This window comes from Cylindrospermum stagnale PCC 7417, from assembly GCF_000317535.1.
Classification (GTDB): domain Bacteria; phylum Cyanobacteriota; class Cyanobacteriia; order Cyanobacteriales; family Nostocaceae; genus Cylindrospermum; species Cylindrospermum stagnale.
In genome coordinates this window covers 5,417,098-5,433,110 of sequence record NC_019757.1, presented here as the reverse complement: position 1 = coordinate 5,433,110, position 16,013 = coordinate 5,417,098, and the positions used below count along the sequence as shown (strand labels likewise).

The window sequence follows — 16,013 nt, the reverse complement described above, 5'->3', positions numbered from 1 at the left end:
TAGGAGGTAAGCTATATGTTAAAAACAATTCAAGGAATTTATAAAAACGGCAAAATTGAACTAGATGAAACACCAGAAGGTATCGCTGAAAGCCTAGTTTTCGTCACCTTCCTAGAAACCAAACCCACGAAATGGCCAGAAATGATCATGGAATATCAAGGTGTAAAAGAAAGTATCATCTTTGAATCATATCGAGATGAACTGATACCACCTAACGAAATAGAACTTTAATTATGGGTTATCTACTGGATACTTGCGTTATTAGTGATTTTGTCAAAGGAGAAGAAAACACCCTCAAGCGAATAAAATTAATCTCCCCTGCTGAAATTTTTGTTTCATCTCTAACAGTTATGGAGGTGAAATATGGATTAGCTATAAATCCACAACGCGCTGTTAAAATTCAATTAATTATTGAAACATTATTAAACTCAATTACAATTTTACCTTTTGGCTCAAAAGAAGCAGAACAAGCAGCCGAAATCAGAAGCTTTCTCAAACTAGCAGGTTCACCTATTGGTGCTTATGATGTACTCATCGCAGCTACAGCAGTAATCAATAATCACATTGTGGTGACATCTAATGTCCGAGAATTTCAAAGAGTACCTAACTTGCAAATCGAAAATTGGCGTTCTGAGTAAATAGCGATCGCCTCCTAAATTGTCTCACTATTAGCCTATTGCATAATTATGAGGAAAAATCATCATGGTTCAATCAGCCTCAAAACTTATCACCGTTAATGAATTTATTACTCAGTATGGCGATCGCGATCGCTATGAACTTATTGATGGGGAATTAATCGAGATGGAACCAACAGGGCCCCATGAACAGGTATCATCTTTAGTCGGGCGAAAACTGAATGTAGAAATTGACCGCCAGGACTTGCCATATTTTATCCCCCATCGTTGCTTGATCAAACTATTGGGAACAAACACGGCTTTTCGTCCCGATGTGATTGTGTTAGACCAAACGCAACTGGTCAATGAACCATTGTGGCAACAAGAACCCGTAATTACATCAGGAAGCTCAATTAAACTAATTGCTGAGGTTGTCAGTACAAACTGGCAGAACGACTACGCCCGCAAAGTTGAAGATTATGCCCTATTAGCTGTACCTGAGTATTGGATTGTCGATTATTTGGGCATTGGTGGCAGAGAATATATTGGCAAACCCAAGCAGCCAACGGTTACAATTTGTACATTAGTAGAGGATGAGTATCAAAAGCGATTGTTTCAAAACAACGATCAACTCGTTTCCTCAATCTTTCCTAATTTGCAACTAACAGCAAAACAAGTCTTTGCGGCTGGGGGTGCTGTGTCCATGTAGTTTCAGCTAAACAATGCCTAACTTTATCTCTGAAGATGACATCGAACAAGCGGTACTTGCCAAATTAAAGCAGCAAGGCTTTAAATTACTCAACTGCTTCACCACCAACCCCGACGATCTCAACGACAGATCCAACCGCACAGATAAACGGGAGGTCATTTTTAGCGATCGCCTCCAATCAGCAGCAATTCGCCTCAACCCCAGTTTACCAGCAGATGCGATCGCCCAAGGTTTAGAAACTCTCACCAATAAACGCCACTTGATGTCTCCCATCGCCGCAAATCGGGAAATAGACAGGCTAATTCGTGACGGTATCCCCATTGAGTATGAAAACGCCCAAGGTAGAACCGAACACGGGAAAGTGCGCGTGATAGATTTTAACGACTTGAGTACAAACGGAAATAATGAATATTTAGCCGTTTCTCAACTTTGGATTCAAGGAGAAAGAAACTATCGCCGTCCTGATATCCTGCTATATATCAACGGTTTACCCCTTGTCTTCATCGAACTGAAGAACTCCAACATCAAACTGCAAACAGCCTTTGACGACAACCTCAGCAACTACAAAAAAGATATTCCCCAACTCTTTCTCACCAACGCCTTCTGCATTCTTTCCAACGCCCTAGAAACCAAAATCGGCAGTTTTACCGCAGAGTGGGAACACTTTTTTAACTGGCTGCGGGTGGAAGATGAAAAGGAAAAAATAGATCGTCAGCAGATTCAAGAATCTGGTACTAGCCTAGAACTAGCCATAGACGGGCTTTGTCACCCTTCTAAAGTACTGGACTACATCGAAAATTTTATTCTCTACCACAAAGAGACTCAGAAAATCATCGCCCAAAACCACCAATTCATCGGTGTGAATCGCGCTATTGATGCCTTCGACCACCGGGAAGAAAAACAGGGTAAATTAGGAGTTTTCTGGCACACACAAGGCTCTGGTAAAAGCTTTTCGATGATTTTTTATGCTCGGAAGATTTTCCGCAAGCTCACGGGCAATTTTACCTTTGTCATCATTACCGACCGCGACGATTTAGATGGGCAGATTTACCGCAATTTCTTAAACACCGAAACCGTCAAAAAGAGCGAAGCAGCCCAACCTAAAAACAGTAAACAGATGCGGGATTTTCTCTCGCTCAACAAGCGTATTGTCTTTACCCTGATTCAAAAGTTCCGCTACGAGAAGGGTAAAAAGTATCCACTATTGAGCGATCGCAACGACATCATTGTAATTGTCGATGAAGCACACCGCACCCAGTATAAAACCTTAGCGGAAAATATGCGGGCAGGTTTACCCCATGCCAATTATCTCGCCTTTACAGGTACACCCCTATTAGGTAAAAAACGCAAGACTAGCGAATGGTTTGGCGATTACGTCAGTGAGTATAACTTTTCTCAGTCAGTAGACGATGGCGCAACCGTCCCCCTGTTTTACCAGAAGCGAGTACCAGAGGTACTAATTCAAAACGAGGATTTAAGCGAGGAATTTTACCAAATACTCGAAGATGAAAACCTTGATGACACCCAGCAAGCCAAGCTAGAGAGGAAATTTGCCCGTGAAACCGAGGTAATAAAACGCGATGATAGGTTAGAGACAATCGCTAAAGATATTGCTTACCACTTTCCCCGTCGTGGCTATCTTGGTAAAGGCTTAGTAGTTTCTCTTGATAAATTCACTGCGGTGAAAATGTACGACAAAGTACAGTATCACTGGAAAGCAGAAATTAAAAACCTGCTGGGAAGAATTAAAAAATCTGCTAATGACATTGAGAAAGTTCGCTTGAAAAAGATTCTCGAATTTATGCGAGAAACCCAGATGGCTGTGGTGATTAGTCTGGAAGGAAGCGAAAGCGAAGTTGAAAAATTTGCGAAACAAGGACTTGATATTAAACCCCACCGAGAACGAATGAATGCAGTTGATGCACAGGGGCATGATATCGAGTATCAGTTTAAAGATGCGGAAAATCCCTTGCGGTTGGTGTTTGTCTGCGCCATGTGGCTGACGGGTTTTGATGCGCCCACTCTCTCGACGCTTTACCTTGACAAGCCGATGAAAGACCACACGCTGATGCAAACTATCGCCCGTGCGAACCGCGTCACCTCATATCAGATTAACAACGTCACCAAAACCAACGGCGAAATTATTGATTATTACAACGTCTTCCGCAACATGAAGCAAGCCTTGGCAGATTACGCTTTGGGCGATGATGGAGAGAAGGAAGACTCACCCATTCAAGAAAAGTCTAACCTGTTTGAGTTACTGGATGATGCGATCGCCCAAGGGTTGAATTTTTGTCGGGAACTGGGGATTGATTTAGAAAGTATCCTCAAAATTCAGGAAACTTTCCAGAAATTAGGGCAATTGAACCAGTTTGCTGACACCCTACTGCAAAAAGATGAATGGCGTAAAGCATTTTTTGTCTATCAAAATACCATTACCTCACTCTATGAAGCCTGTAAACCAGAGATAATCAAGCAACCACGTCCACTGGTTTTCATCTTCCAATATCTGCGCGGGGTAATTGATAGCATCATTGAACGCAAAGATATTGATAGTGCAAGTTTAAAAATTGCTGAACTGCTAGATGAAAGCGTAGTTGCTGATAATCAAGGGTTTACCACTAAAGAATATAGTGCAGAATACAACATTATCGAGACGAGCCAAATTTGGGATTTAAGTAAAATCAACTTCGAGCAACTAAAAGCCGAATTTAGCCACAAACCCTATAAAAATATTGAAATTACCGATTTAAGGAGTTTTATTGAAGACAAACTGAACAAAATGATTCAGCAAAACACCACCCGCACCGACTTTGCCCAAAGGTTACAAGCAATCATTGACAAATACAACGCTGGTGGTTCATCAACTGATAACTACTACGAAGCCCTGGTAAATTTTACCGAAAACTTGAAGGAAGAAGCCCAACGGCATATTCGGGAAGGGTTGACAGAAGACGAACTGGAACTATTTGATTTGCTCAAGAAAGACAAAATGACTGCTGATGAAACCCAAAAAGTCAAGTTAGCAGCACAGTCTCTCTTGCATCGTTTGACAGCAGAACAGCCAAAAGTATTAGTCCAAGACTGGTATAAAGATATGCAAAGTCAGGGCAAGGTGAAGTCCGCAGTTGAAGCAGTTTTAGATAAAAACCTGCCTGTAAGCTATGACCGAGTGTTGTTTAAGTCTAAATGTGACACCGTGTTCGATTTAATTTATGACCATGCTAGTAAAGGTGTCAAATGGGCGGTGTAAGTAAGGGAATCACACGGGAATTACTGTAACCTTAACCAAGACAAAGCAAAAATATGACTTCAATGACAAACGATGCGAGTTTGGGAAAACGACATAATTTGCGAATGTACAAAAATGGAGAATAGGGAGCTCGAATCCCTGACCTCTGCGGTGCGATCGCAGCACTCTACCAACTGAGCTAATTCCCCTTATGCAGTAATCTGACTGCCATATAACATTCTAACACTCAGATAATGCCAGCTGGGAGTCTTTTTGAGAATAGACTTGCTGCACCCAATCTAAATCCAAATCAGTCAGATAATCCACAGTCCAGTTACAGCAGCGCTGAAGCATGTGAAATGGGTAAGTATTCGCTACACCCACCACCTGCATTCGAGCGCTTTTTGCTGCTTCGATACCAGCAGGGGTATCTTCAATTGCTAGACATTCTTGTGGTTGGAGATTTAAATCAGGATATGCTTGATTGAAGCGTTCCACTGCCAGCAGATAACCCTCAGGTTCTGGTTTACTGGTGGTGATGTCATCGCCCGCGACAATAATTTTAAAGTATTCAGCTAGTTTGGCGCGATTCAGTACCAGTTCTATTTCTTGGCGAAAAGCACCACTAACTAATCCCAACTTCAGAGGGTGCGAATCTGCGGAGACGCTGCGCGATCGCACTTGATAGATTAAATCCTCTACACCCGGATACAAAGGCAGTTTTTCCATTTTCTCTAGTTCCAGCACATAAGCCTCGGCCTTGCGGTTGAGCAACAGAGATAAATAGTCTTCGCTGACTACGCGGCCCCGATTAGCCAGTAGCTGTTGAAAACAAGCGCGATCGCTACGTCCGAGAGCAGCTTGGCGCTCATTTACCCGTTGGGGCTGGAGATTTTCCTGAATCAGAATCTCATCTATCAAATGCAGATGGATTGGTTCATCTTTAATGATGACGCCATTAAAATCAAATAGAACTGCCTTTAAACTCATACCACTACGCCAAAAGCTGGAGACCCAACACCCTCCAAATCATTATTATCTATTGTGGTCTCTGTTGATCTGGGAGCGGACATCTGGAAATTTTTTTGATTTCTCGCATCTGCTGCGGGTATTGGTTTCACACCGCTAGTTAGCTGATGTATCCACCAAATATCCTGGGTTCGCACTGCTGCAAACCCGGCTGCACCCATACTTGCATCCACGCTACCAGCAGCATATTCACGAAGATAAGGCTCCTCAAAAACATCATTGAGCATTTCTACTTGACGTAGGGTTTTCTGATTACCATCGAGCATCAATATTTGCCCACCCACCGCTAACAACCGGAAACTTTCTCGCAAAATTGCCTGAGTTACCGTAGCGGGTGTTTCGTGAAATAGCAAAGAAGCTGTCACTAAATCGAATGTAGCATCCTCCAAGCCTGTTGTTTCGGCATTGCCATGTTGCCAGCAGATATCTAAACCAGCAGTTTTGGCTTTATCTTCTGCCCTTACCAGCATATAAGGTGATAAATCCAAACCGATCACTTCTGCTTGGGGGAAAGCCTGCTTTAACATCAAGGTAGTGGAACCTGTGCCACAACCTAAATCAAGTATGCGTCGTGGTTGGACTTTGATCGCATCAATCAAAGCCTGACGTACCCAGGTTTCATTCGGTGGTACAAAGTATTGAGTAATCGGATCGTAGGAAACCGCCGCACTGGAGTTGAGATATCCGCCCTCAATGCCGTGAAAGTTTTGGCTGCTGTAGTAGTTGGGAACTGTGACATCATTGCTGCGGATGCGATCGCTTTCTTGCTCCCAGTCAATACTCAGCGCATAACGTTTCAACGCCTCTTCATCAATCAAAAGACGCACCACAGGCGATAAAAAATTGTCCCAGATTGTGTTTTGAGGCACTGCCATAAAAATTTAATTTATTAGAGATTTGCAAAACCTATCAAGATCCTAGCATCACTGCCTGATAGAGAGCGATCGCTAATTGAATGCTAACAGCAAAGGTAGACGGTTCTTGAAAATCTCAATTTTTCCCTTGATGTCCGGGCGAACAGTGGTTCGCCCCAAGTATATTAACCTACATCATCATGGGCAAAGCGGTTAAACAAGAAGTCTAACGCATAGTTCCGCAGTTGGTAATATTGAGGATCTTCCATAATGCGGGTGCGATCGCGTGGTCTGGCAAACGGAATTTCCATCACTTCCCCAATTTTCGCATGAGGGCCATTGGTCATCATCACCAATTTATCTGCCAAAAACAGCGCCTCATCAATATCATGGGTAATCATCAGCACAGTACAACGATTATCACCCCAAATTTTCAGCAATTCTTCCTGTAATTCTTCCTTAGTAATCGCATCCAACGCCCCAAAAGGTTCATCTAAAATCAACACTTTCGGACGAATAGCCAAAGCACGGGCGATAGAAACTCGTTGTCTCATCCCCCCAGACATTTGCATGGGCTTCTTTTCCATAGCATCACCCAAACCCACCATTGCCAAATGATCCCGGACAATTGCCCGTTTTTCGGCTTCTGGTTTGGTTGGATAAACAGCATTTACAGCCAAGTAGATATTTTCAAACGCAGTCCGCCAAGGTAATAACGCATAGTTTTGGAAAACCACCATCCTATCAGGGCCAGGCTTAGTAATTGGTTCTCCTTCTAACAGCACTTGTCCAGTGGTGGGGAAGTTAAAACCAGAAACCATATTTAACAGCGTCGATTTACCGCAACCAGAATGGCCGATAACGCAAAGAAATTCACCTTTTTCAACGTTGAGGTTAACACCATCAAGGACGGTAAATGGCCCTTTCTTGGTGGGATAAACTTTGCAAACGTCCTTAATTTCAAGGAAAGGCTGACGGCTGATTGTGCTTGTAGCGGTGTTGGTAGTTCTCAAGTTACGGTTTTGCATTTTTAATTTTGAGTTTTGAGTTTTGAATTATCTCGCTTATCTCGTTCCCAGTCTCAGACTGGGAATGCTATCAAGAGGCTCTGCCTCTGGTGTCGCGGAAGGCAGAGCCTTCCATAATTCATTCCCATACAGAGTATGGGAACGAGAAATTTGGAATTTTGAATTGATTAAGCTGCTGTTCTTCTGGGTGCATCTAGAACAACTTCGGCAATAGAGAAATCGCGTTTAATTTCTAAATCGTTGAGATAGCTAATGGGGTCATCGGCGTTAAAGGGTTTACCATCAAATAGTTGAATCGGTTGCCGGGTGTAACTAATATCTAAACCCAATTCTCTAGCGGCGGTACTAAAAACACGAACTCGACAAACTCGTTCAACAATTTCTACCCAATTTCTGGGGAAGGGAGTATCACCCCAACGCGCTAATTGAGTCATAATCCAAATTTGTTCAGTCCGACTGGGGCGGTTAATCGCCGACTCAGAATAAAATTGGTGATGGGCATACTCTCGCATCGGATGGTCTAAGTCACAGGTAGCGCCATTAACATCTTCAATTTGGATATAGTCAATATCTGTGCTGACATATTCCCGACTTGCTAAAATTTGGCGAACTTCTTGGGCGTTGGCACGATTTGCACAATATTGGCAAGCTTCTAGTAAGGCTTTGGTTAAAGCAATATGGGTATTAGGATAAGTTTCTGCCCAATCTTCTCGTACTCCCAAAACTTTGCCGGGGTGTCCTAACCAAACTTCTAAATCAGTCGCAATTGTAAAGCCTGAACCTTCTACCGCAGCGCGATAATTCCAAGGTTCACCTACACAGTAACCGTCAATGGTTGCGCCTTTTAAATCTACTACCATCTGGGCAGGGGGGATATTTTTCATCGCCACATCACTGTCGGGGTCAATTCCACCTGCTGCTAACCAATAACGTAGCAATAAGTTGTGCATCGATGCTGGATGGACTACCCCCATTCTGTGTTGTTGTTCGCGGGTTTTGATCAGGTAATTTTTGAAGTCGGATAAACTGCGGACACCTTGATCATAAAAGCGTTTTGCTAAGGTGATGGCGTTACCGTTGCGGGTCATGGTCAGGGCGGTGACAACGGGTAAGGGTTCATTTTTATTCCCTCCCAAACTTAACCACATTGGCATCCCTGATGGCATTTGTGCCGCATCTAAATAACCGCCTGTCATCCCATCCACAATTCCCCGCCAACTGCTTTCCCGGACTAAATTGACTTCATCTAAACCATGTTTGATGAAAAAGCCTTTTTCTTTGGCTATAGCTAGGGGGGCGCAAGCGGTGAGGGGTAAGAAGCCAATGTCTAAATTAACTTTTTCTAAACCATGACGAACAACCGCAGCAGTTTTCCGCGCCCGTAATTTCTTGATGCGCTTTTGTTGGTTGAGGAAGTAAATCATTTCACTCCGCAAGCTGTAGTAACTGGGATGTTCTACTACTTCCATGCGTTTGCGGGGTCTGGGAATATCAACTTCGAGAATATCGCCAATTTTCGATTCGGGGCCATTGGTTAACATGACAATTCTGTCAGATAACAAAACGGCTTCGTCTACGTCGTGTGTCACCATCACTGCTGTGACTTCGTTTTCTTCGCAGATTTGCATTAATTGTTCTTGCAAGTTACCGCGAGTCAGTGCGTCTAAAGCGCCGAAAGGTTCGTCTAGTAGTAATAGTTTAGGACGAATTGCCAAAGCGCGTGCGATCGCTACCCGTTGTTTTTGTCCACCCGATAACATTCCCGGTTGTTTGTCTGCATGGGGACGCAAACCCACCATATCTATATGTTTGTCGATAATGGCTTTACGTTCTGCTGCCGGCATCCCATTTAAGACTGAATCTACAGCTAAGGCAATATTTTCTCTGACTGTCCGCCAAGGTAAGAGAGAATAATTTTGAAACACTACCATTCTATCTGGCCCTGGTTTGCTGATTCTTTGTCCTTCCAAGGTCACCAAACCTTCTGTTGGTAAATCCAAGCCGGCGATCATATTTAAAAGAGTGGATTTTCCGCAACCAGAGTGACCAATTAAAGAAACAAATTCGCCTTTTTTAATTTGTAAGTCAATACCTTTGAGGGCAATGTATTGACCACCACCGGTTAATTCAAAAACTTTATCAATTTGCTCAACGCCAACAAATATAGACATATTATTCGGTAATGGGTAATTGGTAATTGGTGATTGGTAATTGGTAATTGGTAATTGGTAATTGGGTATTAGGAATTTTGAATTTAGGATTTGATATTTGGGATTTGGGATTCAAAAAATTACCCATTACCCATTACCTATTACCCATTACCCATTACCCATTACCCATTACCCAATCTCTATTTTTGTTCAGTAGGTAAAATCCAGTTTTGCAGCGCTACCATGAGTTTATCTAGTATTAGACCAACAACACCGATATAAACTAGAGCTAAAATAACTTCACTGACGTTGTTATTTTGATAAGCATCCCAGATAAAAAAGCCAATTCCTACAATACCGGACATGACAATTTCCGCTGCAATAATTGCCAACCAAGCCAAACCAATGGCAATTCTTAACCCAGTAAAAATGTAGGGTAATGCCGAGGGAATGAGAATGTTAAAAAAGTACTCTTTCCGGCTTAGTTGCAGCACTTTAGCAACGTTGTTGTAATCTTGGGGAATTTGAGTTACACCTACCGCAGTGTTAATTAGAATCGGCCAAATGGCGGTGATGAAAATTACGAATAATGCTGCTGGTTCGTTTTGGCGTAAAGCTGCTAAGGAAATAGGCACCCAAGCCAAAGGTGGTACAGTTCTAAGTAACTGAAACAGCGGATCTAAAGCCTTTGACATAGTTTGATTGACACCAATCAAAACACCCAAGCCAATACCAACAATTGCCGCTAATGTATAGCTAATAGCCACCCGTTGCAGACTGGCTAAGATTTGCCAAAAAAGACCTTTGTCAGTTCCTCCTTTGTCGTAGAAGGGATACAAAATCAAGATCCAAGTGTCTTGAACAACTTTTATTGGGCCTGGTAGTGTAGCACCTGGAGTCCAAGAAAATAGTTGCCAAATGGCTAAGAAGATGAGGATCGCAATAACTGGAGGAACAAGATTAGGAAATTGCTTTTGCAAACTTGATAAAAAACTATTATCAAATTTAGGACTTGTGGAACGTTTTTGGGCTAATGTCATAGATGTTGTTCTCCTCAAATTTACTAATGACTAATAACCAATGACTAATGACTAAACACCAACTTTTTTTATTTTCAGATTCTTGAGATATTCTTCTGGCTTCGCAGGGTCAAATTTAATCCCATCAAAAAAACTTTCTACTCCACGAGATGTACTGGTGGGAATATCAGCAGCAGGTACTCCAAGTTCTTTAGCAGCTTCTTTCCAAATATCTTCGCGGTTAACTTTTTTGATTAATTCTTTAGCTTTGGCTGCACCATTGTCTAGATAATCTTTGGGCAAAAATCCCCAGCGCACGTTTTCTGTGATAAACCACAAATCATGACTTTGGTAAGGATAAGAAACACTGCCTTTTTCATCTTTCCAGTAATAAGCAGCCATTGATTTATCATCAATTTGGCGACCATCACCCATGTCATATTTACCTTGGAATGGGTCAGCAAGAACTTCTGGTGAAGATAAGCTAAAATACTTTTTAGCAGCCAGAATTTGCGCTGCTTCTTGGCGGTTTTCAAAGTTATCTAGCCATTGCTGGGCTTCCATGATCCCTTTAAGTAGGGCTTTTGTGGCTTTGGGATTTTGGTCAACCCAATCGCCTCTCATAGCAAAATATTCTTCGGGATGATTTTTCCAAATTTCGGCAGTTAATGCGGCCATGAAGCCAATTTTGTCGTTAACGAGGCGAAATGGCCAGGGGTCGCCGGTGCTGAAAGCATCCATTGTGCCAGTTTTCATGTTGGCTACGGTTTGCGCCGCAGGTACTGTCAGCAATTTGACATCTGCATCTGGGTCGATTCCACTTGCTGCTAACCAGTAACGAATCCACAAGTCTTGGTTAACATGGGGGAAGGTAAAGGCGGCGGTGAAGGGCGTGGAAGATTTGAGTTGGGCTAATAAGGGTTTAGCACCATCGAGTTTTAAGCTGATACCTTTCCCTAGATGCTTGTTAGCGATCGCAATTCCGTTACCATGTGTAACTAACTGCGCCAAGACATACATGGGAATCGGTTTATTCCCTTTGGTAATTTTACCTTCTGTAATTAAGTGTGGCATGGGCATTTGCCATTGACCGCCATCAATACCACCACCAGCAGAACCAATTTCTACGTTGTCTCTTGCTGAACCCCAAGAAGCTTGTTTAGAAAGTTCAACATCGTACATTCCATATTTAGCAAAAAATCCTTTTTCTTTAGCAATAATTAGAGGTGCAGATTCAACAATGGGGATATATCCAAGTTTGGCTTTGATCGTTTCGGGTTGTTGTTCTGGGCTAATATTAGCTGCTGGTTGAACGGAGGATGTTGTCGAAGTGCCAGCATTACCACCAGGTTCAGGTGGATTTCCTAAACAGCCTTTCAGGAACACAGCACCTGCTGATGCGACCGCTGTAACAATAAATTTACGGCGAGGAACTTGATTAAAAAATTCTGTCATAACATTTCCTTAACTCACAATTTGGTTTTTTAAACATGAAAATTCGGGCAAAGAAAAAAATAAGCTCTTTGCTTTGCTATTGAGATTTACCGCTATATCTAGGCATTAAAAGTCAGCCATTTTTACGCAAAAAAGGCTTGCTTGTATACCTAGAAACTTGGTTTAATTTCTTGACGGGGTGTGACCAAGAGACATCACTCAGCTAATTGAAATTAGTTTACAGGTTTTTTTGTGAAAGTTGTCAATTCTGAACCGGAATTATTAAATAAATATTAGATTAGATATATAAGTAAAAACTTATATATTTGCCTAAATTATTTCCAAAGTCTCTATTCTATAGATTGCTACTTATAATGACTATTATATTTAATCTATGATGAGGTGTTTTTTGAGTTAATTAATTAGCACAAGCAAGAAGTTTATAGATTTTTTGCAATGATAACTATCAGATATATATAGTCATGGGAAAAGGGATCAGGGGGAAAGAGGGTAGTAATTTACGTCCTAGACACAACCCCACACCCTGCATTGATAAGATTTCACGAAATGCCTGATAAGTAGATCGTTGCAATTAAATATAAAATAGAGATAGGATTTTCATATTCAGGGTGTAACTGAATGCTGCCCCATTAATAGTAGTCTGAACAGAAGCGGAAAACTTGACGTTAGCACAATGGCGTCAAGCAACAGTAGTGGCTGAAAGGACAGGAGATCAGCCGGAGGCAAAGATGCCCCTCACTTCAGATAGATCCCTCACTTCAGACAGATGAAGAGGATAGAATATTTGTAACCCAGATTCCGCACCCTAAACTCAAGTTACCTGTTGCAGATATACTAATATAGGCTGTAATCTTTATGGGGCAATGAATACAGTCATTAATAGCAGAATATTTGAGTTGTGAATGGAGTTGGCTGAAAAAGCTTGTAGTGCTGGCTTCTAGCCTGCGCGTGTGTTTATGAATCACGTAGGATTGCTATAGCAGAATATTTGTACCCATGTAATTTAAGATTATTTGTGGATAGACACAGAACCGGAATGGAAGCCCGAAGTATCAAATTTTTCTGATAAAAATTTTTCCTGGGTTCCTGAATCCCCGACTTAACAGCAGTTGAAACCTAAAAACTGTTTGGGTTTTCAGCCAACATGCTTATAAGCTACTGAAAATGACAAGATCTTCTTTACAGATTTTAATACATCCCCAAAAATCTGCTCTTCTCCCGCCAGCAATTGGTTGACATTTATAATACAGTATACTACAATTGCAATACATTTGCAAGTGTTATACAAAATTTCAATTGTGATAACTAGCTAAATTACAAACATGAAATTGAACATTCAGCCCTAAAAATTCCCAAAAAAATAATTTCCAAAAGAGATAATTATGCCCTACGAAAAGTTAGAAATTACCACACCAACGCCTGTTTTATCTTGGGCGAATCACTCCTTGGGATCAGACGAAACCAAGATGGCAAAAAATATGGCATCGCTGCCATTTGTGTTTAAACATATTGCATTAATGCCAGATGTTCATCTCGGTAAAGGTGCATTAGTCGGTTCTGTAATTGCCACAAAAGAAGCGATTATGCCTGCCGCTGTCGGCGTGGATATTGGTTGCGGTATGAGTGCCATCAAAACTCCATTTACTGGTGAACAACTCGAAGGCAAACTCAAGAAAATCCGCTTGGATATTGAAGCAGCAATTCCTACAGGATTCAACGAAAACAAAGAAGTAGAAAAATCTGTTACCAACTGGCAACGCTGGGGCGATTTTTCTGACTTGCATCGAGGGGTGCAAGACTTACAAGGCAAAGCAATGAAACAAATGGGTTCTCTTGGAGGAGGAAATCACTTTATTGAAGTTTGTGTCGATACAGAAAATCAAGTTTGGTTAATGTTGCATTCTGGTTCGCGGCACATCGGCAATAATCTTGCACAATGCCATATTAATACAGCCAAAGAGTTAGCTAAAATGGCTGGTAATAAACTTCCTGACCCAGATTTAGCTCACTTTGTGGCTGGTACACCAGAATTCCAAGCATACTGGCATGATTTGCAATGGTCACAAGACTATGCCCGTGTTAACCGTGATGTGATGATGGCGCGATTTAAGCGCATTGTCGAAAAACATTTAGCGGGAGGAAAGGCAACTAAACCTTTATTAGAGGTAAATTGTCATCACAATTACGCCGAAAAAGAAATACATTTTGGCGAAGATGTGTATGTGACTCGCAAAGGTGCAGTCCGCGCCCAAACTGAAGACTATGGCATTATCCCTGGTTCAATGGGAGCAAAATCTTTCATTGTTAAAGGTAAAGGAAATGCTCACAGCTTTTGCTCTTGTTCTCATGGTGCTGGGCGTTTGATGTCTAGAAATAAGGCAAAAAATGTCTACACACTTGATGATTTAATTGAGCAAACTCAGGGTGTAGAATGCCGCAAAGATACGGGGGTTTTGGATGAAATTCCCGGTGCATATAAACCCATAGAACAGGTGATGGAAAATCAAGCAGATTTGGTTGAAGTTGTGGCAACTCTGAAGCAAGTTCTTTGTGTCAAGGGTTAAATTTATTGGGTGGGCAATGCCCACCTACTGTAAATACCCAACTTAAGGAACTGCCAGTTCATACAATTGCTTTTTTCCTAAGGGAGTGACCACAACAGCTTCTACTCGGCGGTTAGGGAGTAGAGGGACAGTAATGTCAAAATTGCCATTCTTGTCAGTGTTTTGGGGCTGTTTAGCGATCGCCAACAGGTTCACCGGATCAACACTACCGACAATTTGCACAAGGCTAGCTTTGGCTACGAGTTTACGGATGTTCAGCCGAGTATCTTCCCGCAAAGGAACTGGGGTAGAAGGAGGCTCTCCCGGAATCGTCAGATTTTGGAACCCAGCATCTACCAGAACTGTCTGCCCTTGAGCATTGGTAGCTACGCCACCCTTCAAGGTTGCCACGCCCATTTTGCCATTCTGCTGTACACTCACACCAAACTCAGTGCCCCGGACTCCGGCAACCCCGGCAGGGGTGTGAATCTCTAAACGCGAGGCTGAATGAGTGAATGGACGAACTTGCAGACGAACTTGCCCAGTCTTTACCTGAAGTTGCGTTATCCGTTCACCTCCCCTTCCTGTCAAAAGTTTCTGGACATTTACATTTGTATTTTGTGATACATTAATTAGTCCAGTCCCTGTATCTATTGCCAGAACGGCACTAGAATTTTGCTTAGTACTGATGGCATCCCCAACTGCTTGAAGTCGCATGCCGTTACGAGCCGGTTGGGATGTCTGCCCACGGGAATACAGCACTTGCCCAATGGGACGGCGCACCTCTAGCCAGCGATTGACACTGACTTGTAATCGATCATCTGCGGCGGAGGCACGTAAGGTACCGACTAGCCCAAATAGCACAAAAATAAAGTTACAACGCCACCAAGTTTTCATTTTTTAATTTTTAATTGTTTATCAAAATAGTTTCTTCGCAATCCAGTAAATTATTTTCTACTGATTAATCTTGCTGGGGAAATAGACAACTCGCGCATCTAGCTTGTGCGATCGCAACAAAAGAGACAAGCACTCTGCCTCTTGCCTCTTGGAAAATCCTCCAGCATATACATAGGTGCCACGCCTGTGCTGTGTCAGAAATGCGTCGGAAATATAGCTCCTGACAACATTTAACACTTTATCTGATTCGCCAGGAACAACAACCACGTATGGACGGTCTGGCGCGCTGCCAATGACGATCACATCACTCTGCCGGAAACTATTGACGGAGTTGGTAACTTCAGGCAAGCTTTTAGGAATGCAATTGGGTCGCTGCGCCCAAGCCTTGCACAATAAAGTTTCCCCTAAAACAGTTGCAACTATTCCTGTAATCAGATACCTCTTCACCGTCTCACCCAATTGTCACAGTTTTTTCGAGAACCA

The 16,013-nt window shown here is 42.3% G+C and carries 13 protein-coding genes and 1 tRNA gene; 5 read left to right on the top strand and 9 right to left on the bottom strand.

Translation table 11 applies throughout. The annotated features are described in order from the left end of the window. Window positions 1-15: 15 nt before the first annotated feature. From CYLST_RS22720 to CYLST_RS22705, 4 genes are all read left to right on the top strand, one after another. The gene (locus tag CYLST_RS22720; RefSeq protein WP_015210085.1) at window positions 16-231 is read left to right on the top strand and encodes a hypothetical protein; all 216 of its coding nucleotides are present in this window, start codon (window positions 16-18) and stop codon (window positions 229-231) included. A gap of 2 nt (window positions 232-233) precedes the next feature. Then, window positions 234-638 carry a type II toxin-antitoxin system VapC family toxin gene (locus CYLST_RS22715; RefSeq protein WP_015210084.1) on the top strand — a complete coding sequence of 135 codons (405 nt, stop codon included), beginning with the start codon at window positions 234-236 and terminating at the stop codon, window positions 636-638. A gap of 64 nt (window positions 639-702) precedes the next feature. Beyond that, on the top strand, window positions 703-1,323 hold the full coding sequence (locus CYLST_RS22710; protein ID WP_015210083.1) for a Uma2 family endonuclease: 621 nt from the start codon (window positions 703-705) through the stop codon (window positions 1,321-1,323). 13 nt (window positions 1,324-1,336) lie between these two features. Beyond that, window positions 1,337-4,576, top strand: coding sequence for a type I restriction endonuclease subunit R (locus tag CYLST_RS22705; protein WP_015210082.1), 3,240 nt, complete (start codon window positions 1,337-1,339; stop codon window positions 4,574-4,576). Between the two features lie 115 nt (window positions 4,577-4,691). Here the strand turns inward: CYLST_RS22705 and CYLST_RS22700 are convergent. From CYLST_RS22700 to CYLST_RS22670, 7 genes are all read right to left on the bottom strand, one after another. Further along, window positions 4,692-4,764, bottom strand: a tRNA-Ala gene (locus tag CYLST_RS22700). Between the two features lie 31 nt (window positions 4,765-4,795). After that, a complete protein-coding gene (locus CYLST_RS22695; RefSeq protein ID WP_015210081.1) occupies window positions 4,796-5,545 on the bottom strand; it encodes an HAD family hydrolase in 750 nt (249 codons plus the stop codon). After that, complete coding sequence (locus tag CYLST_RS22690; protein ID WP_015210080.1) at window positions 5,542-6,459, bottom strand: class I SAM-dependent methyltransferase; 918 nt, start codon at window positions 6,457-6,459, stop codon at window positions 5,542-5,544. Before CYLST_RS22690 ends, CYLST_RS22695 begins: the two co-directional genes overlap by 4 nt. 164 nt (window positions 6,460-6,623) lie before the next feature. Next, window positions 6,624-7,466, bottom strand: a complete 843-nt coding sequence (locus CYLST_RS22685) for a nitrate ABC transporter ATP-binding protein (RefSeq protein WP_015210079.1) — start codon at window positions 7,464-7,466, stop codon at window positions 6,624-6,626. A gap of 167 nt (window positions 7,467-7,633) precedes the next feature. Next, window positions 7,634-9,637, bottom strand: coding sequence for an ABC transporter ATP-binding/substrate-binding protein (locus tag CYLST_RS22680; protein ID WP_015210078.1), 2,004 nt, complete (start codon window positions 9,635-9,637; stop codon window positions 7,634-7,636). A gap of 179 nt (window positions 9,638-9,816) precedes the next feature. Beyond that, window positions 9,817-10,656, bottom strand: coding sequence for a nitrate ABC transporter permease (ntrB, locus tag CYLST_RS22675; RefSeq protein WP_015210077.1), 840 nt, complete (start codon window positions 10,654-10,656; stop codon window positions 9,817-9,819). Between the two features lie 51 nt (window positions 10,657-10,707). Then, on the bottom strand, window positions 10,708-12,090 hold the full coding sequence (locus CYLST_RS22670; protein ID WP_015210076.1) for a CmpA/NrtA family ABC transporter substrate-binding protein: 1,383 nt from the start codon (window positions 12,088-12,090) through the stop codon (window positions 10,708-10,710). A gap of 1,382 nt (window positions 12,091-13,472) precedes the next feature. Between CYLST_RS22670 and CYLST_RS22665 the strand changes: the two genes are divergently transcribed. Continuing rightward, complete coding sequence (locus CYLST_RS22665; protein ID WP_015210075.1) at window positions 13,473-14,654, top strand: RtcB family protein; 1,182 nt, start codon at window positions 13,473-13,475, stop codon at window positions 14,652-14,654. A gap of 42 nt (window positions 14,655-14,696) precedes the next feature. Here CYLST_RS22665 and CYLST_RS22660 read toward each other — a convergent pair whose 3' ends face one another. Together CYLST_RS22660 and CYLST_RS22655 are read right to left on the bottom strand one after the other, a co-directional pair. Next, on the bottom strand, window positions 14,697-15,530 hold the full coding sequence (locus CYLST_RS22660; RefSeq protein WP_015210074.1) for a FecR family protein: 834 nt from the start codon (window positions 15,528-15,530) through the stop codon (window positions 14,697-14,699). Window positions 15,531-15,587: 57 nt separating this feature from the next. Continuing rightward, window positions 15,588-15,977 (bottom strand): hypothetical protein, encoded by a 390-nt coding sequence (locus CYLST_RS22655; RefSeq protein WP_041233225.1) that lies wholly within the window; start codon window positions 15,975-15,977, stop codon window positions 15,588-15,590. Window positions 15,978-16,013: the final 36 nt, after the last annotated feature.